The sequence below is a fragment of the uncultured Methanobrevibacter sp. genome (assembly GCF_902774605.1).
Lineage (GTDB): Archaea > Methanobacteriota > Methanobacteria > Methanobacteriales > Methanobacteriaceae > Methanocatella.
The window spans coordinates 11,520-32,651 of the sequence record NZ_CACYJE010000014.1 but is presented as its reverse complement, the minus strand read 5'-3'; the positions used below and the strand labels follow the sequence as shown (position 1 = coordinate 32,651).

Below are 21,132 nucleotides of genomic sequence, written 5' to 3'. Positions count from 1 at the left end.
ATTTAGATGATGATGAGGACATCGAAGAGGATTTAGACGATGATTTGGGTGATGATTTGGGTGATGATGAAGACATCGATGATGATTTGGATGATGACTTGGACGAATATAATGACACTGACTTGGATATCAACATGTCCGACTATGACTATCTTGAATTCAAAATCCTTAGATACCTTGAAAAATATGGAAACTGCACAGATGAAAACTGGACAAGCTCAGAAAGATTCATAAATGACTACCAATTATACCTGAAAAACCCCTCAAACTACACATTAAACGAAAGTGCGGAAGGATATCAAACATACTTGAAGATATATGATTCAATAACCTCCACATTCAAGGACTACAATATAACTGAAAACGAAACAGAATACTTGAAATTCCTGATAATATTCTACCTGAACAATTATGGTAATGTAAGTGCAAACTATACATGGAATGAAACCGAAGACGGGTTCGATTACTTCAACCCCTGGGTTTTGGATACTTGCATACTGGGATTAGCATCATACAAATGCAATGTCTCAAACTATCATAATGCTTTAGGAAACTTGAATAATGCATTCAGCGCAGTTTTAACCAACAGCACGGATGTTAATATCACTTCAACCGGTGATGTTGAGTATATTGCTCCTCCGGCACATCATGATGATTATGGCTGGGACAATATTCTAGTGTTGGCATTAGTGCTTGTTCTTGTTGCATTCGTATTCATTTAAGTTTCTTAACCTTTTTTTCTTTTTTTCACAGTCAAAAACCTAAGCCCTCCCACACTAAAATTTATTAACAACTTTTCAATAATATAGTAACAAGGGAGGTGATAATCATGCCAATAATCAGGCACTGTCCGAACTGCGGCAGTGTGATATCAGATGATGACATTGAATTCTGCACAGAATGCGGATATAATCTGCTTGGAAAACCTGTAGCTAATGATTCAAAAGGATTCTTTGACAATATCTCCGAAAAAACCAATGTGGCGATAGTGATATTCTCATTTGTTGTATTTGGAGCATTCCTATTCATAGGCTCCATATTCTGGTCAGCATTCCTGTCCAACGGATCAATCGACATGGTGACATACCTGCTTTTGACAGTCGTGCTTTCAGTGTTCTTCGCCGGAATGTTCATAGGATACTTTGGATGCAGGGACAGGTCATATGTGGTTCCAAACTTCACAATGTTTGTTGGAAGCATATTTGCAGTTGTGTTGAGCGGCATGGGTTTGATATTCGCTTTTTCAATGGGAATAATCGCCACAATATCCTCAGCATTCTCATCATTAAGCAATAATTCACCTTATGGGGCAGCATATCAGCCAACAGTTCCATCTTACACTCCAAGCGTTAACTTGAACATCATATTTGAAATAATTCTCTTCATACTGCTGATTCCTGTAGCTGCCTATTTCGGCGTCTATCTGGGTTATTTCCTGAGACAGAACATTTAACATGATGTTTGAAATTTTGCATTGAAAGTGTTTAATTGATTTTAGAGCATGAAATTAGCTTTGTTTAACATGAACTCAAATCAATATTGCAGTTTGTTGAATCCACTTAATTAACAAACATTATATAGTTATTTAACTAATATATTATTGATTGAATACTTCATGTAAAAGTATTTTCAAATTAAATTGAAAGAGGTGGTTATTATGGCGAAACCTATCGCACCAACCCCAATTTTTGAAGGAGAAGATTTAAAAGACTTAATTGACGATATGAATGCTCCTTTAACTGAAAAAGAGAAAGAATATAAGGAAAAAGTTAGAAATGCAAGAGATGTCCCTTTAATAGGGTTTGATCTCTAAATTTTCTTTATATTTTTATAACTTAATATTGTGTCATTTTCTCTTTGTTTTCTTTTTTTCAATTTTTCATAATTGTACTCATCTAAAATGCTTTTTCTTGTCATAAAATTCAATTAATCTTCATAATATATATTAATTGCTATTGTATACTTACAATATTGATTTTAATTTGGAATTATAATTATTGGGTGTTTTTAACAAGTTTGAGTAAATATTGTTGCGGGTTTATTCAAAAAAATCATATTTTCAAACCACTTAGTATATATACTAATGAACAACATAAATAAAGTCATTACTAAATTAAATTTAATTGAATAAAGGTTTGATATTATGGTTAGATTTTCACAAACTCTTGATGATAAACAATCAAAGAATCGAGGAAATCCTTATAGGCAACCTGTGGAAAATCAGCATTATCAGCAGGAACAACCACGAGTTGCCCAGATGCCTAGGGATGACAGACTGTATGCTCAACCTCCAAGGCCAAACCCGGTTCAAAGACCAGTTTATCCAGAGGACAATATCTATGCCCAGCCGCAAAGGATGGAGCCGGCAGAGATAATCTATGAAAAGCCTCAAATAGAGCATGAGTCAATCCAGCCAGACTACTCAAAACCGGAATTGACATTTCCAAAAGACCAGAATATTCAGTTCGGGGTCGAATACTCCCCTAACTCAAAGCCGCCGGTAATAGGCAAGAACTACACAATCCGCTCAAACTCCATAATCTACAATGATGTGGTCATAGGGGACAATTTCAGAACCGGACACAATGTGGTAATCCGTGAAAACACAAACATCGGAGATGACGTGCTGATCGGAACCAATACAGTAATCGAGGGGGATGTCATAATCGGAAATGACGTCAGCATACAATCCAACGTCTACATTCCAACCAATTCCGTGATTGAGGACAATGTGTTTATCGGACCTTGCGCTTGTTTTACTAACGATAAGTATCCTGTAAGAATTAATTATGAACTTCAAGGACCGAAAGTGAGGCGCGGAGCTTCAATCGGAGGAAACACAACATTCCTGTCCAACGTTGAAGTCGGTGAAGGATCCATTGTTGCGGCCGGAGCTATAGTGATTCATTCAGTTCCGCCATTCTACCTTGCAATCGGAACACCTGCACGTATCAAGCCGCTTCCTGATCATTTGAAGGTTCCTAATAGGTTTTAAGATTGGAGATTGCGATTATGGCTAAATATAAATGTAAAATCTGCGGATATGTTTTTGATGAAGATGATATTGAAGAAGGATTGAATATTCCGGAAGGAACCAAATTCGATGACCTTCCAGCTTCATTCAAATGTCCGAAATGCAGAATGGCAAAGGCAATGTTTGAAAAAATAGATTAGTTTTATATAATACTATCATACAAAATACTATTATACTTAAAAAATTATTTTAAGGAGATTGTTAAAAATGGCAAAATTTAAATGTAAATTATGCGGATACGTAACCGAAGAATTCGATGAACTCCCAGAAGACTACAAATGTCCAATGTGTGGCGCAACCGCTGACATGTTTGAAAAAGTAGAATAAGGGTGTTTAACATGGCTTATGTCTGTAAAGTATGTGGATTCGTCTTAGAAGAAGATGAATTGCCAGAAGACTACGTATGCCCAGTCTGCGGTGTACCTGCAGCTAACTTTGAAGAACAATAACGTTCTTCACTTTAAATTTTTTCTAGAAACTGCTTATTTTTAAAACTCACGCGTATTTTACCGGAGTACTTCTCGAATATTTTCTCAACATCACGATTGTCCCTTGAGATGACCTCATAGGACACCTTATCTGAATACTGCTTATCGATGGTTTCCAGATTATTGTTTCTGACTTCCATATCCGCTGTCTTGATGTTGGAATATTCAAAAACAAGTTCAAAAACACTATACTCCTCAATCTCAACTATCTCAGCTTCGCCGATGGCCTCCATGACCGATTTCGAATATGCCCTGACAAGCCCTCCGGCACCAAGCTTTATCCCGCCGAAGTATCTTGTCACGACTGCCGTGATGTTGTGAAGCTCATTTTTCCTTAAGACATTGATCATTGGCTTTCCTGCTGTTCCTCCAGGCTCTCCGTCATCGTCAAATCCCTCGCCGTCGCTGGCGATATATGCTGTGCAGTTATGGGTGGCGTCACTGTACTGCTGGTTCAATTTTTGGATGATTTCCTTGGATTCCTTTTTGGTCCGGGTTGGAAACAGTGAGCATATGAACTGTGATTTCTTAACATTTATCTCCACTTGAACTGGTTTTTTAATGGTCTTCATGCTTATCAATATATTTATATATTTAATCAAACATATTAATGTTAATTAATTTTATGAAAGGTGTTAAATTTGTCAAGTAGATCAGCTACAGTTTTGGTCATTTTCATAGTTGCAGTCATTGCATTCTGCTTTGCAAGCGTATTTGCATCCATGACCGGACCGATATCAATTTTACCTAATGAAACCGAATCGGGTGGAGTGCTGGATAATCTTTCAGCCCTTGAAAACATTGACACTGGCAGCAGTGACTACAGTTACCAGTCCGATTACCAGGATTATGATGACAGTTCATCTGATGATTCTTCAAGTGTGGAGACAACAGTTGATGACTCTTCAAAATCAGATTCGTCTTCCTCAGGAAGTTCAAGCTCCGGAAGCAGTTCCTCTTCAAGTGGAGGTTCCTCCAGCAGTGGTGGCTCTTCTAGCAGTGGCGGTTCAAGTTCAGGTGGCTCATCCGGTTCTAATGTCGAAACCACAACAGACACTTCATCCGGCAGTGGCAGTGGTTCAGATGTAGAGACTACTACATCTGAATAATTCTTTTCTTTTTTTTTTAGAAATCTAATAGTTTTTCAACGTCCAGTATGACGGAATTTATGGCTAGGCTAAACAGTCTTTCACCGTATTCCTCATCAATGTAGACTCCGTTTTCTTCAACGTCCCTGGCGCCCTCTTCAATGTTGGGATCATCCTTGCGTGCCTGTTTGAATCCGTATAATCCCACTTCCTCATACTTGCTGACATCTGCCTGGTTTTCAAGCTCATCCTCATTGACGATGCCTAAAACCTTAGCCATTGACAGTTCGCCGCTTCCTCCGTGGGGGCCTTCTGATGATATCACCTTATTGTTGAATGTTATCGCCATGTCAGTTTCATCTTCAATTTCCCACAGTTCAGCCATCAGCGGAATGTTTCCCCCATGGGCGTTGACGATAACCACCTTTTCGATGTCAAGGAATTTCTTTGCCTGGTTCAATGTGTTTATGACGTTTTCCTTTAACACTTCCAGTGAAACGTGCACTCCATGGTCGATTGTGTCTAGTTCGTAAGCGGGAAATATTATTCCCAGGAATTTGGCGCCGGTTTCAAGAGCTGACTGGAATGCTATGTGGGCTCCGATTTTTGCATCGGTGTCAATCGGCAGTGCAGGGCCATGGTTTTCCAGGTGTGACCCGAGTGCTATTATGCCGATTTTGTGAACTCCAGGGTCCCTTATCTTTCCTGCCCTGTATCTTAACTCAGCCATCCTTATCATTCCTCAGAGTTCGAAGTTCCATATGTCGTCGCCGACATAGTGTTTGGTTTCAACTGCCTTTCCGGAATCGTTTGCAACCATTTCCTCTCCGCTGATTAGGCTCACGCCTATCGCCAATGGCTTTCCATAGGTTTCGTCAATGATTAGCACGATGTCTCCTGCCTCAACGCCTTCTGAGGCATCGACTATTCCTGGACTCATGATGTCTGCACCGTTGCTTACGAAGCGTATGGCTCCCATGTCGACGGTGACTGTTTTGGCATCGATTTCATTGGCAAGCGCTGCCTTGAGTGTTGGGAATGGTTTGTCGTCGATAATGATGATGTATGGTTCCCCGTCCACCAATATGAATGAATTAGGTTCCGCTTCAAGTATCTCAACATTCTTCTTGCCTTGAAGCAATCCGCCGTATTCGCCTAATTCCGCTTTTATCTCTTTAATTTTCTTTTTTTTCAGGAAATTTCTTTTTTTAACTTTTATAGCCATAATTATCCCAATAGTCTTTTATTGAATAATATTATATATTCGGCATAAATAAACCTATTTGTTTAATAGGGAGTATTTCTCATTCCTTGAAAACACGTATCTCGAATCTATCCTCTCGCCCAGGCCGGCGGCATGTATCGGGGGATCGTTTATTGCATACTTCGTGATTGTGCTTGCGTTATTGTTGCTTAATCTGTCGATGGAGAGGTTTATTATTTCAAGCTCCTCCGGCTTGAATGTCATCAATGGGATGATCATGGGGTAGTAGCGGTGTATCGTGTGCTGGTAGTATGGTTCCTTCTTGAGGAAGAGCTGGTTTTTTGAAATCAAATCCTGGCTTATTTCCATGAAGTGTTCTGGCTGGATTCCTCTTTTTGACTTTATGTATGTTTCGTTTGTCATCAATTCACCGTATCTTTCATAGTATCCGAAATCAATGAAGTACAGTATGCTGCAGAGCACCGTCTTGCCGAAGTTTGGCTTGTTGTAGCATTGGCTCAGTATGTACATGATTAGGTTGATGTATTTTTCACGGTCAAATTGCATTCTATCACGATGATGGTTGAGTGGAAATATTTTTGTATGGGTTAATATTAATGTAAAGTGTAAGAGAGCATTTGATTAGTAATATTTCAGTTTATTCTTAACTGAATTGTTAAATTTTTGCTATTTTTAACCTAAAATAAGGTAACCTTTATATAGTAGGTTAGTTATAATTAATAGTATTAGTTTTAATTAGGTTTTGTCTTATCTTAACTTGATTATATTATGTCTAATAGTGAGTATGGAAATACTCTATTCATATTAAAAAACTAAAAATTGTAATAATATAAGGTGATATAATGAGCGGACAAAATGTTCAAAGACCACTTGACGCATTAGGAAAATCTGTGGATGCTCCTGTTTTAATAAAACTCAAAGGAGATCGTGAATTTAGAGGTATACTTAAGAGCTTTGATTTACACATGAATTTAGTTCTTAATGATGCAGAAGAGTTACAAGACGGAGAAGTAACAAGAAGACTCGGTGTTGTGCTCATTAGAGGGGACAATATAGTTTATATTTCACCATAAGTATTATTCCAATACTTTTCGAGATTATATTTTTACGATAAATTAAGGAGGTGTATCAATGTCAAAGGGAACTCCATCAATGGGTAAGAAGAATAAAAAGACCCATATCAGATGCAGAAGATGTGGTAGAAACACTTATCACATACGCAAAAAAGTCTGTGCTTCTTGCGGATTTGGTAAATCCAAAAAACTCAGGAGATACAGCTGGCAAAACAAAAAACCAACTACTAGACAAAGACTAGTATAAGTTGGCAATTATCGCGAAGATTATTCAATTAATCTTCCTTCAAATCACTTTTTTTTCATATAATTTCAATCACTGTTTTTAGATAACTTTATTAACTATTTTTAATTATAATTAAGGTATAACTAAATTATCCTTGGGAGGTCATTATCATGACTGAATTGAAAGACATAGCTGAACAAAACGATGTAGATTTAGAAAACTGTGTAGTCTTCGTAAGAGGAAACGATGACATATTGGCCGTTGACATATCAAATGCTGGAATAAGACAAAGAAGTGATGACACCATGGGTTTCACATTCTCAATCACTCCAAAGGAAGCATTGAAACTTGAAGAGTACTTCAACAAATTCGCAACTGGTGAGAAATTCTACTTTGATATTTCACAGACCGGATACAGGCCGGTGTACTATAGGGGCTTGTCTCCTGTGACCAAAGAGGTCAGCAGTGAATATGAGCCTAAATTCAACGTAACACTGTTTGCTCAAAAGGCCATTGTGGAACCGGATGACTCATATTTTGCACCTACATGCGCATGCTGTGAATTCTGCCACATCGGATAGTGAAGCAAGATGATTGATGAGGAATTCTCAAATACAATCAGGATAACCTTGAATGGCGGCAACAGCATTGAATTGGATCAAAGCAGAATTCATATCCGTGAAAACGAGAATGGTCTGATGGCTATAAGTTATGTTGCACCTTATTTTGAAGCGGTGGACATTGAGAACTTCTTTGATGGGGTTCTCACCAGTGAAGAGGTGATGATGAACATTTCGGATACCGGTGATGTGGCTGTAAGGTTCATGGGAATGGTTGACGGCAGGGGCAAGGAGTTGCCTGAAAATCTAGAGCATAGGATTATTCTCCTGCAGGAGCCGGTCAATCTGGATCCCCGAGAGAATATTCAGCTAACCGGATTTTCAAGGTTCAAGCTGAAGGATGACACTTATTATTAGAGTTCTCCTTCCAGTGCATCCCAAAGGTCGACTGCCCATCCTTGCTTTCCGTCGATCACCATGTCGAGCAATCTCACTTTACCGTCCCTGAAGCGGAATAGGCGATAGTCAAGCTGTGCTTTTTTGGCGGTTCCTTCCTTGTTGCAGTCAAGGTAGATTCCTTCATCGTACTCATGTTCGAAGTCGCCTGCTTCTACAAAGTCTCCCATTAGGGAGTATCCGTTTTTAACGCTTTTATCTAATTGTTCCACGGTTTTTAGCCATCCGCCCTGTGCTCTGAATTTCATGTCAGGGTCTATTTTTGTCATTTCTTCTTTCCAGTTTAATATCATTTTTACCAAATCCTTTTTTAATTCTAGTTTGGTGTTCCATATATAAATGGAAAGTGCGAGAGAGCGTTTGATTAGTAATATTTATAACTATTGTTATATATACTTATATATAAGTTCGATTATATAATTAATAATATTATTAATAATTTAATCTGGGCTTTCAAAATGAATTTATTTGAAAAATTTAATATAGAGACTGAAAACGAACATTTATATGAAATAGCATTCACACATGCATCATACTCCACAGTTCACGAATTGGATTACAATTATGAAAGATTGGAATTTCTAGGAGATTCAGTTCTAAGTTTAATAGTATCAGAATACATATACAACAAATACCCTCAATACGAGGAAGGAGAACTTACAAAAATACGATCAAACTTCGTATGCCAAAACGCATTGATATACTACTCGCACAAACTTGGATTGAAAGATTATCTCAAGGTATCCGAGGAGGAATCGAACCTGACTAAAAACGAAGTCATATCAATAACCGCAGACCTCTTTGAATCATTCCTGGGAGCAATATTCATAGATAAGGGAATGGAGTATGCAAAGGAATTCGTATCAAATGCAATTTTCAAATATATAGACCAGAAAAGAGTATTCTTTGAGGATTACAAATCAGCAATAAAGGAATATGGAGATGCAAAAGAACTGTCCATAAGCTATGAGGTCCTGAAGGAATACGGCGTGCCACATGACAAGACATTCATCATGGCCTGCCTAATAAACGGCGAGAGAATGGGTGTCGGAAGAGGAAAAAATAAAAAAGAAGCCGAACAGTCTGCTGCAAAAGGCGCAATGTACAAACTAAGAATCGGGAGAAAGTAAATGAATAAGGAATCCATAGGTATTGTAGAGACAAAATACTTCAACATTGAAGATGCCATAGAATTGGATAGTGGAAAAGTCCTGGAGGAAGTCACAGTAGCCTATGAAACATACGGTGAGCTCAATAAGGAAAAATCCAACGCTATTCTAGTCTGTCATGCACTGACCGGTGACGCCCATGCGGCAGGATGGCATAAGGGTGACAAGAAGCCGGGATGGTGGGAGATAGTGATAGGTCCTGGAAAGGCTCTTGACACTGAAAAATACTTCATAATCTGCTCAAACGTGCTTGGAGGATGCAAAGGAACAACAGGTCCAAGTTCAATAAACCCAAAAACAGGCAATGAATACGGCCTTGAGTTTCCAGTAATCACAATCGCCGACATGGTCACGGTCCAAAAGAAGCTCATTGACTCATTCGGAATAGACCAGCTGACTGCAGTCATCGGAGGATCAATGGGTGGAATGCAAGTCCTCGAATGGATGGTGAAATACCCTGAAATGATGAAGAAGGCAATTCCGATAGCAACCACTGCAATGTCATCTCCACAGCAGATAGCATTCAACGATGTTGGTCGTCAGGCAATATTTTCCGATCCCGATTGGAACAGCGGAAACTATTATGAAACCGGAAAAGTGCCGAAAAACGGCCTTTCACTTGCAAGGATGATAGCGCACATCACATATTTAAGCGACGAGTCAATGGACATCAAGTTCGGACGAGGCCTTCAGGACAAGGAAGAGATAAGCTATGATTTCTCAATCGATTTCCAGATTGAAAGCTACCTTAAGCATCAGGGTGAGTCATTCGTCAAAAGATTCGATGCCAACAGTTACCTTTTCATTACAAAAGCGGTTGACCTGTTCGACTTGAGAGTGAACAATTCTCTGATTGACGGATTCAAGGATGTTCAGGCAAAAATCGAAGTGATTTCAGTTGATTCAGATTGGCTGTACCCTACAGAGCAGAGCACTGAAATCGTGAATTCCCTCAATGCAAATGAGGTGGAAGTGTCATTTTCCGAGATAAAATCCAATTACGGTCATGATGCGTTCCTGCTTGAAAAGGGACAGTTGAACCATATACTGTCAAAATTCCTGGCTGAAAACGTTGTTGAGGACTTGATGATGGAGAAAATCGCTACAATCCGTGAAAATGCCAAGGTGCAGGATGCCGCAAAGCTTATGCTTGACAAGCATGTGACCCACATACCTGTCGTTACTGACGACTATAAGCTGATCGGTATCGTTACAAGCTGGGATCTGTCAAAGGCTATTGCAACCAATTCGGATAGCCTAAGAGACATCATGACAACAACCGTCAAGTACTGTCATGCATACAATACTATTGAGGAAATCGCTCGTATGATGAGGAAATTCGACATTTCATGTCTTCCGGTTGTTGATGAGGACATGAAGGTTCTGGGATTGATTACAACAGATCAAATTAGTAATTTACTAAGCTAAATTACTAACAATTTCACTTTTTTTGGATTAATTTTATAAACTATTTTTTATAAAAGTATTATTTTAACATTAGGGAGTCATTGTTTTGTCAAGGAAGGATAAATTCATAGATGGGTGCAAGAAGGGCATACCGATTACCTTCGGATATGTTCCGATGGGCATAGGGTATGCCGCAATTGCAATAAAGGCAGGAATGACTCCGCTTGAAACAATATCAATGTCGTTTCTGGTTTATGCCGGAGCAGGACAGATTATCGCCGCATCCATGGTGCTTAGCGGTGCAACTGCAATGGCAATCATCCTGACCAATTTCGTGGTCAACCTAAGGTATTTCGTGATGTCGACCTGTGTGCTGAACCAGGTTGAGGAGTCAAACACTCCATTGAACATACTGGCGGCCCACGTGACCGTGGACGAGTCATTCGCAATGTTTTCCTTGAGCGAGGATTCAAGCATTTGGATATATCTTGGAATCGCAATCACAGCATGGCTGAGCTGGTGTCTTGGAGCATGGATAGGCGTTGTGATACTGGACATACTGCCAGTCATCGTGGCAAACAGTTTCAACATATCATTATATGCATTATTTGTGGCGATATTGGTGCCTGCAATAAAGGAGAGCAGGCAAATTGCATTATTGGTATTGGTAACTGCAGTTTTGAACATTGTATTGGGGCAGTTCCTTGGAAACTGGTCACTCATCGTTTCAACACTTCTCGGAGCTGGAATTGGAATGTACATTGTCGATGATGAATATATTCTTGGGGGAGATGGTTAAATGGATTACATGGCTGTTGTGATTATAGGATGCGCACTGGTGACGTTCATTCCAAGGGTCATACCGGCACTGTTCATAGACAAGCTTGACTTCTCTCCTAAAGTCGATAAATTCCTGAACCTGATACCATACACTGCATTGGCGGCCCTGATATGTCCGGGAGTGTTGACAGTGGACAATCAGCTATGGTATATAGGATTGATAGGAGCCATCGTGGCAGCTGGACTTGCCTGGAAGAAGGTTCCTCTCGGAGCCATTGTGATATTGACAGTGGTGATTTTAATAGGAGTTTACTCAATTGTACCCTTCTTTTAAGGTGATTTAATGGACATTAATGAAGCATTATTTATTTATATTAATCAGCACTTGCAAAACCCGACATTGGATATGATAATGTCTGGAATAACAGATCTTGGCGGTTTCATAATCCTGATTTTGGCAGTGTTCGCATTGTTGATATTTGCGCATTTGACAAAAAGGCGAACCCTCAAGAGAGTGGCGATCATTGCACTGGTTGCACTTTTGCTTTCAGATTTGATAGCGGTTTTCTTAAAGAATTATGTTCATGAGCCAAGGCCATTCATGGCTCTGAAAAATGTGCATCTCATAATCGCTGAAAACGATCCGAATTCATTCCCGTCAGGACATGCAACATCAACACTGGCGGTTGTAAGTGTGTTCCTTTTGAATATGGATGATTTGGTTAAGAAATATCATGTGGTCATCGATATCGCATTGCTTGTCTTTGCAGTTATCATCATGTTTTCAAGAGTCTACTGTGGCGTGCATTATCCGTTTGACGTATTGGCAGGGGCATTGATTGGAATATCAGGCGCATTGATAGTGAACTACTTTAAGGATAATATTTTCACAATTTTAAGATTGTAATGGAGTAATAAAATGAAATTATGGAATCCGATAGCATTTTTCATAAGCTTGATAATGAGCATAATAATGCCGTTGATATTTGCAACACCCATGGGGATGCCCGTGGAGATTTGCTTTTTGATGTGGCCTGTGAGATGGGTCGTGGCCTACTTTTTGGTCAATCTGATAGTTCACCCATTGGGATTGAAGCTGGCAGGCAAGGTGTTCGGCTTTAAGCTGGGCATGAAGACCGGATTGTGGAATCCATTGGCATTCTTCATAAGCCTTATCATGAGCCTCATCATGCCTTTGATATTCGGCGTCCCGATTGGGCAACTGCCTGTTGACTTGCTGATTTACCTATGGCCGGTGAGATGGGTGGTGGCTTATTTCATAGTGAGCCAGGCGGTCAATCCTTTGGCGTTCAAGTTGGCGGCGAAGGTGTTCGGTTTCAATCCGATGAAATAGCTAATTATATTAATCAATTTATTAAATATTTAATTCTAGAAATAAAGTCTTTGGAGTGTTTGTGATAGTATGTCTTCAATTGTAGGTTTGCAGGGTAATGTTAAGGCACAAGATATTGTTGAAATGTTAAAATCCACCAGGAACAGGGGATCTGATTCATCAGGAATCTATCTGGATGGGATTTTCACTGATGTTGATTTGGATGAGTTCAATGACGATGGTGAATACCAGGTGGCTTTTGGCCATAACATGCTGTCCGTTTATGATACTGAGGAGCGCGAAAGCAGGCCGCAGCCTGTTGGCAATGATGATCTTGTACTGGTTTTCGATGGGGTGTTGTATAATTTCAGGACAATCCGCAATCTCGTCCATAAGGTTGGGGTTGAGGCTGAAATCAAGTCTGACGCCGAGGCGTTATTGTATCTGATCGACTTTTACAATAACGGGGACATGGTCAAGGCCATCCAGATGGCGACAAGACTGGCTGATGGGGATTATGCATTTGCCCTTTGGGACGGGGAAAACATGGCCCTGGTGCGCGACCCATTGGGAGTCAAGCCGCTATTCTATGCTAAAAGTGATGATGCCAAGGGTTTTGCATCAAGCAGAAATGCCCTTGAGGAGGTTGGCTTTGAGGATATTGAAACATTAAAGCCCGAACACATCCTATTTAACTGGGAGGATATAGCTCCAGCGCAACCAATATATGAAAAAATCTTCGAGGGTGATGTAATTAAAATAGACAAGCTATTAAAACTAAGCATCACCAAAAGAGTGGAGGAATTATACGAGGTCGGTGTAATATTCTCAGGGGGAGTTGACAGCTCATACATTGCACTGTTGCTTAAGGAAATATCCGACATCACAGGACTCAAGATAACTCTATACGCCGTGGGAAGGGAAAACTCACATGACCTTGAAGCCGCAAAATACGCATCAAAATTCCTCAACCTCGAGTTGAAAACATGCGAAATCACCGAGGAAATGATAAGGCAAGCCTTGCCAAGTGTCGTCAGTGCAATAGGCGACGACAACCTCATGAAAATAGGAGTGGGACTCACAACATACTTCGCAACAAGGATGGTGGCAGAAGACAACATCAAGGTCGCATTCTCAGGCCAGGGCGCTGACGAGCTCTTCGGAGGATACAAGCGCTACCTTGAAAGCTTCGTGAACGACACCCTGAACTACGACATCAGAGAGGACATGTCAAACATGTATCATGTGAACCTTGAAAGGGATGATGCCTGCTCAATGCTCAATGGAGTGGAGCTGAGACTGCCGTTTCTGGACAAGAACCTTGTTGAATTGGCATTGAACATTCCAGACAACAAGAAAATCGTGTCAATGCACGATGACATGAGAAAAAGCATACTGCGAAAACTCGCATTTGAGGAAGGGCTTGACTATGAAATAGCATACCGCCCCAAAAAGGCAGCCCAATACGGAACAGGAATAGATAAGATACTGCGCAAGAAAATATTGAAAGACACTGACATTTCAAAATTCCTATCAAAAAACTGATTTTTAGGGATTACATTTAAAAAACAGGACAATCAAAATTAATATTGTATAAAATATTTCAGGGGACAAGATATTGTTAGATATAAAATTATTCAGGGAAAATCCGGAATTAATCATAGACTCTGAAAAGAAAAGATTCAGAGACACCGTGAACGTGGAAAAAGTAATAGAATACGATACATTATGGAGAGAAGGAGAAAGAAAACTCAACTCCCTAAGATCAGAAAAGAACAAGTTATCAAAATCATTCAAGAAAGCAAAAGAGGAAGGCAACCTTGAAGAAGTGATTGCAAGGTCAAAGGAAGTGGCAGCTGAAATCAAGGAACTGACCGCAAAAAATGCCGATTACCTTAAATTACGTGACGATTACAGGTACAAGGTTGGAAACGTCATCGACGAGGACGTGCCGATTTCAGACACTGAAGACGACAATGTGGTTGTGAGAACCTACGGCGACAAGCCTGAATTTGACTTTGAAGCCCTCAACCATGTTGACCTGATTAACAAGATTGACGGCGCTGACCTTGAAACCGCCGCTGAAATCGCAGGGGCAAGATTCTACTACCTCAAACGTGACATTCTACATTTAAATTTGGCTTTAATTCAATTTGCATTATCTGAATTGGAATCTGAAGGATATATTCCAATGCAGACACCATTCTTTGTCAAAGGGGATGTTGCTGCGGAAACCTCTGAACTCGGAGAGTTTGAAGAGACATTATATAAAGTTGAAAACGAGGACATGTACCTGATTGCAACCGCTGAGCAAACCCTCGCAGCACTTCATCGTGACGAGATCATAAACCCTGACGAACTGCCGTTAAGGTACTGTGCACTGTCAACATGCTTCAGAAAAGAGGCAGGCTCACACGGAAAGGACACTTTAGGCATTTTCAGGGTTCATCAGTTCGAGAAAATCGAACAGTTCATATACTCCTCACCTGAAGACTCCAAAAACCAACATGAAAAGCTAATGGAGGTAACTGAAAGGATTTATCAGAAATTAGGCCTCCCATATCAGGTCATAGCCATCGTATCATCAGCATTGAACGACAATGCGGCCATAAAATACGACCTTGAGGCATGGTTCCCTGGATCTGAAACCTACCGTGAGCTCGTTTCATGCACAAACTGTAAGGACTATCAGGCCCGTAAGACAAAGACACGTGTTGGTAGGGCAGGTTCCGGTGATGCTCAAACATTACACACATTAAACAGTACAGCCATTGCAACCGAGCGTACAATGTGCTGCATCCTTGAAAACTATCAGCAGGCTGACGGCAGCGTGAAGGTTCCTGAAGTGCTGGTTCCTTATATGAATGGAAAAACAGTCATTGAAGCTAAAAAATAGTTTTAAATTCAAAAGTGTTATTTTTTAACACTTTTTTTGCTTATTTTTACATTAAAATTCTTAAAAAAATTTGAAAAAGTTTATAATAAAATAAACTTTTCAACTAGTCTGATTTTGTTGGAATGAATGGTATGATTGCCTCAGCCAATTTGCTCACAGGCATGGTCTGCAGCCAGACCCTTCCCGGACCGGTCACTGTAGCGAAGAACAATCCCTCACCACCAAAGAGCAGGTTCTTAACTCCTTTCACCCTTTGAATGTCAAAGTCCACTGTATCATCCATCGCTGCGACATGGCCCTGGTCAACCAGAAGCCTTTCACCGGGAGCCAGTGTCTTCTCGATCACGTCCCCGTCGATTTCAAGGAACAGTGTTCCGTTTCCTGAGAATCTCTGAAGGATGAATCCCTCGCCTCCGAATATTCCCGCACCCAGTTTTTTTCTGAAGTGCATTTCAAGCTTAACGTCTTTTGTAGCGGTTAGGAAAGCGTTTTTCTGACCGATGATTGAATTGCCGTTCAGCTCAATCGGGATGATCTTTCCAGGGTAGCATGATGAGAATGCCACTTCCGCATTGTCCTCTTCTGCTGTGAAGTAGTTCAGAAATATTGTGTCGCCGGACAATGCCCTTCCAAGCCCTTTCAAAAGACCTCCGCCTGTGCTGGTCTCCATCTTGATGCCTTCTGTCATGTAGGACATTGCGCCGGTTTCATCCTGCATTGTCTCGCCCTTTCTGAGGGTGCACACAACCATTGGGAACGCTCCGCCTATGATCTTGTATTCCATTTATTATCACCTGAAATTTTGTTGTTATGTATACTTTGGCTGTAATGGTATATAGAATTTTTTGATGTTTCTCGATTAAAGAAAAACATTTGCATAATTTAAATATGATTTCAAATAAAAATGTATATGTCTTTTGGATAAATTATTCAATAGGATAGTTTTAAAAAAAGATAGACATCGTGAAAGTGAATCGTTTAATAGAGTGCCCCAACACAATATTAAACTGCACTTTCACACGTTACTAAAAAAACAAACAAACTGGACAGATTGAATGATTAGTAGTAACATTAATTATTTATGTTTAAAATGCTATTTAAAGTTAAGTATGATAGTTGCAGGTGAAATGCAAGGTTTATAACTATTAGCTATGCTTTTAAATGATTTTTTTTATTCTGTTCAATCTGGTCCGTTAATAATTTTTTTTAGTATTCAATATTGAATATTTGAGGGAAATTATGAAGTTTAAAAGACTCATGATGGTAACTATACTGTTACTGGCTGTTTTAACAATCGGTGCTGCCAGTGCGGCTGATGATGCAATATCAGACGATTTGGCAGTTAGTGATGAGGGGGATGTCATTGATGTTTCCCAAGATGATGAATTAGGGGATATGAATGCGGATGAAGTCAATATTGAAGTGGATGATATTGATAGAACCGAAGATGATTATGGAAATTATAATTTTACTGAAATTACCGTTAGTGAAAAATCAGGAAATTATGTAATCTGCACAGGCGAAGGTGACAATACCGTTGAAGTGTACAGACAGGATTTATCCTCTAGTGATAAGTACTATGTAGGTGAATTTAATGAATATCATTTCGGTGTATCATTAAATGATGTAAATAATTATATCGCTTCAAATATTGATTCTGAAAAGAACTTCTATGACATTTTTGATGCAAGTGATAAGTGTTTCAGGTTTGTCTTGGAATATGGTGGTGAGGATTTTGTCGTTAAGTCATATGATGTTGATGTGAGTGACGACAGCATAACATTCACTGAGAAAACAGATGTGGATGAATTCTACATATCTGTAAATGAAAATGAAATGGATATTGAAAACTTAGAGAATAATCAGGATTTTGCATCAATAATCCTTCCAGATGAAACAACCGGAACATTCATAATCTCACGTTGTGATGAGGGTGAGGATGTTGATATCTTCACATCTGATATTCCGGAAGCATTTGAAGAAGGTGGAAATTGGTACATTGGAGAGGATGGAAACATTCATGGTGACTTCTATTTGAATGAGGAATTTTTAAATCAAATTTCTGATATGGACTATCTTAAATTCTGGTTCAGGAATGCTGATGGTGATGAAATGGAATCATTAACTAAATTTGCAGATGTTAGCAAAACAGACACTACTCTTCAATTCACCGTAAAAGATGAGGAAGAAGGAGATGAAGATGCTGAAGACGGTGTCATCATTGACGTTTCAGAAGATGGTTTTGATTTAGAAAATGATGAAGATTTAGCACGTCCTTTCGCTTATGTTTCCATTTCAGATGAACTTTCAGGAACCATTACAATATCTGCTTATGATGATGAGTCAATGGAGGATATTGTTTTCTTTGAAAAAGGTTTAAGTTCCATAACCGATAAAGAAGAGGATGTTGATCATGATGGATTCACAGTGTATTACATTTCATTAAAAGATATTAATGATTTGGATAAATTTGTTGAATGGGGATATTTCACAATCGACTTTTCAGATGAAGAAGGTGAAATCGACTCCAGTTCATATTACATTCTAGTTGATGAAGAGAATGATAAAATCATAAGATTTGTTGAGGATAATGGAGATGAGGAACCTAGCGGTGAAGGCGAAGTGCTTGAAGGAGTGGAATTCAGAAATGCAAATGCACAAACCAATGATGTTGTTGTTGTAATTCCTATGGCAGACTTCCCTCAGGACATCGCAAATGAATTTAGCGTCATTGTCATAACTGATGATGATGAAATCCATACTGGAGTGAGATTAGATGAACTGCAGCATGATGACAGTTCATACTATATCCGAGTCAATGATTTGGGCATTGAAGAGTTGGAAATAGGTGAAGGTATCGAAGTTGAGCTTATTGTCCAGTTCTATGATGAAAACGGTGATCCTATATATTATGCTCAAACATTTGAAGATGGGGGCATTTATATTTACAACAGTCCATTTATCTATGATGAGGCTTCACTATTTAATTATGATGATGATGTAATTACATTCCAGGAAATTCCAGATGGCGTTGATGAGTTCAATGTAACCATTCAAAAAGAAGGTGGGGATGCAATTGTAAAAACCTTCAAATTCTCACAACTCGAAAATTTAGATGAGGAAGATGGACTATGGTATGCGCTCACTTTTAAAAAAGATTTGGGAATCACTGAAATCGGTTATTATGAAATCACAGTCAAATTCAGTGAAGAGTTAAAATACACTGGAAACCTTAACGTCAATCGTGAAATGGATATTCGCATTCATAACTATGAGGATGATGACCCAGAGTCTGAACTTAGAGAGTTCACAAGCGTTGATGAGATTGTAGTGGTCCTGAGGATTTCAGAAGCTATCAAAGGTTCCGTAAACCTGACCATTGATGATAATGATCCTATTGTGTTTGACTTTGATGACCTTAAGTATGACCCAGGCCATCCTCCAAGTAACGGCCGTCAAATACTTTTAAACGATTTGAACATCCAAAAATCCGGCACCTACACAATAAATATGACAATATATGATGAAAATGGCGGATTGATTGATGAAAAGGAATTCAACATTCTTGTGACAGTGGGAGAAAATACTGTTGAATTTAATGATGCATACTACACTGCCGAGATATTCGATACCATCAAATTCACAATAAGCACTCCTCTTTCATCCGGACAATACTACAACATCTACTTTAATGATGAATTGGCAGGAAAATATTCCACTGACGGTATTGTAATCACCAATGACAAATTCTATGATCTAATTTGGGGTGATGGAGAGGGTGATGATGTTAAATTCCTGAAAATTGGAGATTATGATGTTAATATAACCTTCTTCGACGGTGAAAATGAATCATCCACCCTATTTGCAGGCAAATTCTCCATCAAATCATTGAACATGACTGCCGATAAGGACAGTTACCTTGAGGATGAGAATATCACAATTTCATTTGATGCTCAAGACCCTGGTGAATACTATCCTGTAGTATATGTACAAAAAACATTAGGATGGGGTTACATGGGTCCATTCTTCGATGAAGACTGGGAAAAAGTATTTGAAGGTGAAGAAGTGGCTGAATTGATCAAGGATGGTAAATTCACAGTCAACATAGGAAAACTTCCACTTGGAACCAATTATATCTGTGTCGAGTATTATTTATACGAATCTAGAGATGATTACCTGGAGGATGATGATGCAGTCTTTGCATTCCATGATTTAATTCCAATTAAAGTCATTTCACCTGTTGATCCTGCATTGACAATTAGTGTCTCCAACATTACAGAAGGCGCTAGTGCGGTAATCACCATTACAACCAATGAAACATTCAATGGTAATGTTCTAGTTAAAATAGAAACCGCTAACTATACTGTAAGTGTGGTTAACGGTACAGGATCTGCTCAGGTCACAGGTTTGGCTGTTGGAACCCACAATGCCACTGCAATATTTGAAGCTACAGATGCATTCCTTGCAAGTGAGAAAAACACAATATTTACTGTAAAAGCAAAAGTCGCAACCGCTATCACTGCATCAGCACTAACAACCACTTATGCCACATCCAAAAACATTATTGTTACCTTAAAGGATTCCAACGGCAATGCCTTAACCGGCAAGGATGTAATCATTGTTTTAAACGGTGCAACTAAAATCGTCAAAACAAACGATAAAGGTCAAGCAACACTTGCAATCGGAACAGCTTTAGCTCCTAAGGCATATCTTGTAACATTGTCATTTGCAGGCGACGCAAACTATGTCAAGTCAACAGGTACTGTGAAAGTTACAGTCAACAAGGCAAAACCAGTTTTAACCGCTAAAAAGAAAACCTTCAAGGTTAAAAAAGCCAAAAAATACACTGTTGCCTTAAAAACAGACAAGAAAAAAGCTTTGAAAAAGGTTAAAGTTACCTTAACCGGTAAATTCAAAGGTAAAAAAATCAAAATTACTGTAAAAACCAACGCTAAAGGTAAAGCAACATTTAACCTTAAGAAATTAACCAAAAAAGGTAAATTCAAAGCAACAATCAAGTTTGCAGGTAACAAGTACTACAATGCAGTTACTAAAAAAGTAAAATTGACAGTAAAATAGGTTTTTAATACCTATTTTATATTATTTTTTTTTTAAAATTTTGAAAATATAATTTTATAGCTTTATTTTTAAAAATAATCTGATATTATAAGTTATTGGTTAATTTTTTTACCATTTAGTAATATTATTCTTTTGTGATTATTTTTTAGATGCTGTAGGTCTATTCAAGTATTTAGTTTGGAAATTCCATTAGTTATGCTGATTAGCATCCAGCATTTTCCCCTTGTCTTGAATATTCACGACTACTTTTTTTGATTATTGTAAATTAATTTAGATATTCTCTTCTTCTATAAATAAAAAACTTTAATCGACTTATAT

The 21,132-nt window shown here is 38.9% G+C and carries 27 protein-coding genes; 21 read left to right on the top strand and 6 right to left on the bottom strand.

All coding sequences use genetic code 11. From position 1 onward, the window contains the following. The 7 genes from QZU77_RS04710 to QZU77_RS04680 form a co-directional block, all read left to right on the top strand. On the top strand, positions 1 to 722 hold a 722-nt coding region (locus QZU77_RS04710; protein ID WP_295600755.1), incomplete at its 5' end, for a hypothetical protein. Positions 723 to 829: 107 nt separating this feature from the next. Beyond that, a complete protein-coding gene (locus QZU77_RS04705; protein WP_295600752.1) occupies positions 830 to 1,453 on the top strand; it encodes a hypothetical protein in 624 nt (207 codons plus the stop codon). A 204-nt stretch (positions 1,454 to 1,657) separates the two neighbouring features. Further along, complete coding sequence (locus QZU77_RS04700; RefSeq protein ID WP_295600749.1) at positions 1,658 to 1,813, top strand: hypothetical protein; 156 nt, start codon at positions 1,658 to 1,660, stop codon at positions 1,811 to 1,813. A 594-nt stretch (positions 1,814 to 2,407) separates the two neighbouring features. Then, entirely contained in the window at positions 2,408 to 2,995 is a 588-nt protein-coding gene (locus tag QZU77_RS04695) for an acyltransferase (protein WP_295600758.1), read from the top strand. 17 nt (positions 2,996 to 3,012) lie between these two features. After that, the gene (locus QZU77_RS04690; protein WP_295600746.1) at positions 3,013 to 3,174 is read left to right on the top strand and encodes a rubredoxin; all 162 of its coding nucleotides are present in this window, start codon (positions 3,013 to 3,015) and stop codon (positions 3,172 to 3,174) included. 67 nt (positions 3,175 to 3,241) lie between these two features. Then, positions 3,242 to 3,361 carry a rubredoxin gene (locus QZU77_RS04685; RefSeq protein WP_292783792.1) on the top strand — a complete coding sequence of 40 codons (120 nt, stop codon included), beginning with the start codon at positions 3,242 to 3,244 and terminating at the stop codon, positions 3,359 to 3,361. An 11-nt stretch (positions 3,362 to 3,372) separates the two neighbouring features. Beyond that, positions 3,373 to 3,483 (top strand): rubredoxin-like domain-containing protein, encoded by a 111-nt coding sequence (locus QZU77_RS04680; RefSeq protein WP_287412285.1) that lies wholly within the window; start codon positions 3,373 to 3,375, stop codon positions 3,481 to 3,483. An 11-nt stretch (positions 3,484 to 3,494) separates the two neighbouring features. Here the strand turns inward: QZU77_RS04680 and QZU77_RS04675 are convergent, their stop codons facing one another. Further along, positions 3,495 to 4,094: a YigZ family protein gene (locus tag QZU77_RS04675; RefSeq protein ID WP_295600742.1), complete on the bottom strand. Its 600-nt coding sequence runs from the start codon at positions 4,092 to 4,094 to the stop codon at positions 3,495 to 3,497. 69 nt (positions 4,095 to 4,163) lie between these two features. On the opposite strand from QZU77_RS04675, the gene QZU77_RS04670 reads away from it, so the two are divergent. Then, positions 4,164 to 4,631 carry a hypothetical protein gene (locus QZU77_RS04670; RefSeq protein ID WP_295600739.1) on the top strand — a complete coding sequence of 156 codons (468 nt, stop codon included), beginning with the start codon at positions 4,164 to 4,166 and terminating at the stop codon, positions 4,629 to 4,631. A 16-nt stretch (positions 4,632 to 4,647) separates the two neighbouring features. Here QZU77_RS04670 and arfB read toward each other — a convergent pair whose 3' ends face one another. Genes arfB through QZU77_RS04655 form a run of 3 tightly spaced genes read right to left on the bottom strand, consistent with a single transcriptional unit; the run spans position 4,648 to position 6,381 of the window. Then, a complete protein-coding gene (arfB, locus tag QZU77_RS04665) occupies positions 4,648 to 5,340 on the bottom strand; it encodes a 2-amino-5-formylamino-6-ribosylaminopyrimidin-4(3H)-one 5'-monophosphate deformylase (RefSeq protein WP_295600736.1) in 693 nt (230 codons plus the stop codon). 12 nt (positions 5,341 to 5,352) lie between these two features. After that, positions 5,353 to 5,835, bottom strand: a complete 483-nt coding sequence (locus tag QZU77_RS04660; RefSeq protein WP_295600733.1) for an RNA-binding protein — start codon at positions 5,833 to 5,835, stop codon at positions 5,353 to 5,355. A gap of 54 nt (positions 5,836 to 5,889) precedes the next feature. Further along, entirely contained in the window at positions 5,890 to 6,381 is a 492-nt protein-coding gene (locus QZU77_RS04655) for a type II toxin-antitoxin system antitoxin SocA domain-containing protein (protein WP_295600730.1), read from the bottom strand. A gap of 296 nt (positions 6,382 to 6,677) precedes the next feature. On the opposite strand from QZU77_RS04655, the gene QZU77_RS04650 reads away from it, so the two are divergent. The 4 genes from QZU77_RS04650 (at position 6,678) to QZU77_RS04635 (ending at position 8,111) form a co-directional block, all read left to right on the top strand. Continuing rightward, positions 6,678 to 6,908 (top strand): LSm family protein, encoded by a 231-nt coding sequence (locus QZU77_RS04650; protein WP_067042787.1) that lies wholly within the window; start codon positions 6,678 to 6,680, stop codon positions 6,906 to 6,908. Positions 6,909 to 6,966: 58 nt separating this feature from the next. Next, positions 6,967 to 7,155: a 50S ribosomal protein L37e gene (locus QZU77_RS04645; protein ID WP_067042784.1), complete on the top strand. Its 189-nt coding sequence runs from the start codon at positions 6,967 to 6,969 to the stop codon at positions 7,153 to 7,155. A 149-nt stretch (positions 7,156 to 7,304) separates the two neighbouring features. Further along, positions 7,305 to 7,715, top strand: coding sequence for a hypothetical protein (locus QZU77_RS04640; RefSeq protein WP_295600727.1), 411 nt, complete (start codon positions 7,305 to 7,307; stop codon positions 7,713 to 7,715). A gap of 9 nt (positions 7,716 to 7,724) precedes the next feature. Next, entirely contained in the window at positions 7,725 to 8,111 is a 387-nt protein-coding gene (locus QZU77_RS04635; protein WP_295600724.1) for a hypothetical protein, read from the top strand. On the opposite strand, the gene QZU77_RS04630 is transcribed toward QZU77_RS04635, so the two are convergent. Continuing rightward, positions 8,108 to 8,443, bottom strand: coding sequence for a hypothetical protein (locus QZU77_RS04630; protein WP_295600721.1), 336 nt, complete (start codon positions 8,441 to 8,443; stop codon positions 8,108 to 8,110). The genes QZU77_RS04635 and QZU77_RS04630 overlap by 4 nt on opposite strands. Before the next feature lie 165 nt (positions 8,444 to 8,608). Between QZU77_RS04630 and rnc the strand changes: the two genes are divergently transcribed. The 8 genes from rnc to serS all read left to right on the top strand — a co-directional run bounded on the left by rnc (position 8,609) and on the right by serS (position 15,735). After that, on the top strand, positions 8,609 to 9,280 hold the full coding sequence (gene rnc, locus QZU77_RS04625) for a ribonuclease III (RefSeq protein WP_295600718.1): 672 nt from the start codon (positions 8,609 to 8,611) through the stop codon (positions 9,278 to 9,280). After that, positions 9,281 to 10,747 (top strand): homoserine O-acetyltransferase, encoded by a 1,467-nt coding sequence (locus tag QZU77_RS04620; RefSeq protein WP_295600715.1) that lies wholly within the window; start codon positions 9,281 to 9,283, stop codon positions 10,745 to 10,747. 85 nt (positions 10,748 to 10,832) lie between these two features. Beyond that, complete coding sequence (locus QZU77_RS04615; RefSeq protein ID WP_295600712.1) at positions 10,833 to 11,525, top strand: AzlC family ABC transporter permease; 693 nt, start codon at positions 10,833 to 10,835, stop codon at positions 11,523 to 11,525. Further along, entirely contained in the window at positions 11,526 to 11,840 is a 315-nt protein-coding gene (locus QZU77_RS04610; protein ID WP_295600709.1) for an AzlD domain-containing protein, read from the top strand. 9 nt (positions 11,841 to 11,849) lie between these two features. Beyond that, on the top strand, positions 11,850 to 12,413 hold the full coding sequence (locus QZU77_RS04605) for a phosphatase PAP2 family protein (protein WP_295600706.1): 564 nt from the start codon (positions 11,850 to 11,852) through the stop codon (positions 12,411 to 12,413). Positions 12,414 to 12,425: 12 nt separating this feature from the next. Further along, positions 12,426 to 12,860, top strand: coding sequence for a hypothetical protein (locus QZU77_RS04600; RefSeq protein WP_295600704.1), 435 nt, complete (start codon positions 12,426 to 12,428; stop codon positions 12,858 to 12,860). A gap of 69 nt (positions 12,861 to 12,929) precedes the next feature. Then, a complete protein-coding gene (locus QZU77_RS04595; protein ID WP_295600701.1) occupies positions 12,930 to 14,384 on the top strand; it encodes an asparagine synthetase B in 1,455 nt (484 codons plus the stop codon). A gap of 73 nt (positions 14,385 to 14,457) precedes the next feature. Then, positions 14,458 to 15,735, top strand: coding sequence for a serine--tRNA ligase (gene serS, locus QZU77_RS04590; RefSeq protein ID WP_295600698.1), 1,278 nt, complete (start codon positions 14,458 to 14,460; stop codon positions 15,733 to 15,735). 103 nt (positions 15,736 to 15,838) lie between these two features. On the opposite strand, the gene QZU77_RS04585 is transcribed toward serS, so the two are convergent. Further along, the gene (locus QZU77_RS04585) at positions 15,839 to 16,519 is read right to left on the bottom strand and encodes a TIGR00266 family protein (protein ID WP_295600695.1); all 681 of its coding nucleotides are present in this window, start codon (positions 16,517 to 16,519) and stop codon (positions 15,839 to 15,841) included. 455 nt (positions 16,520 to 16,974) lie between these two features. Here QZU77_RS04585 and QZU77_RS04580 point away from each other — a divergent pair, with 455 nt between their 5' ends. Beyond that, positions 16,975 to 20,814, top strand: a complete 3,840-nt coding sequence (locus QZU77_RS04580; RefSeq protein ID WP_295600692.1) for an Ig-like domain-containing protein — start codon at positions 16,975 to 16,977, stop codon at positions 20,812 to 20,814. Positions 20,815 to 21,132: the final 318 nt, after the last annotated feature.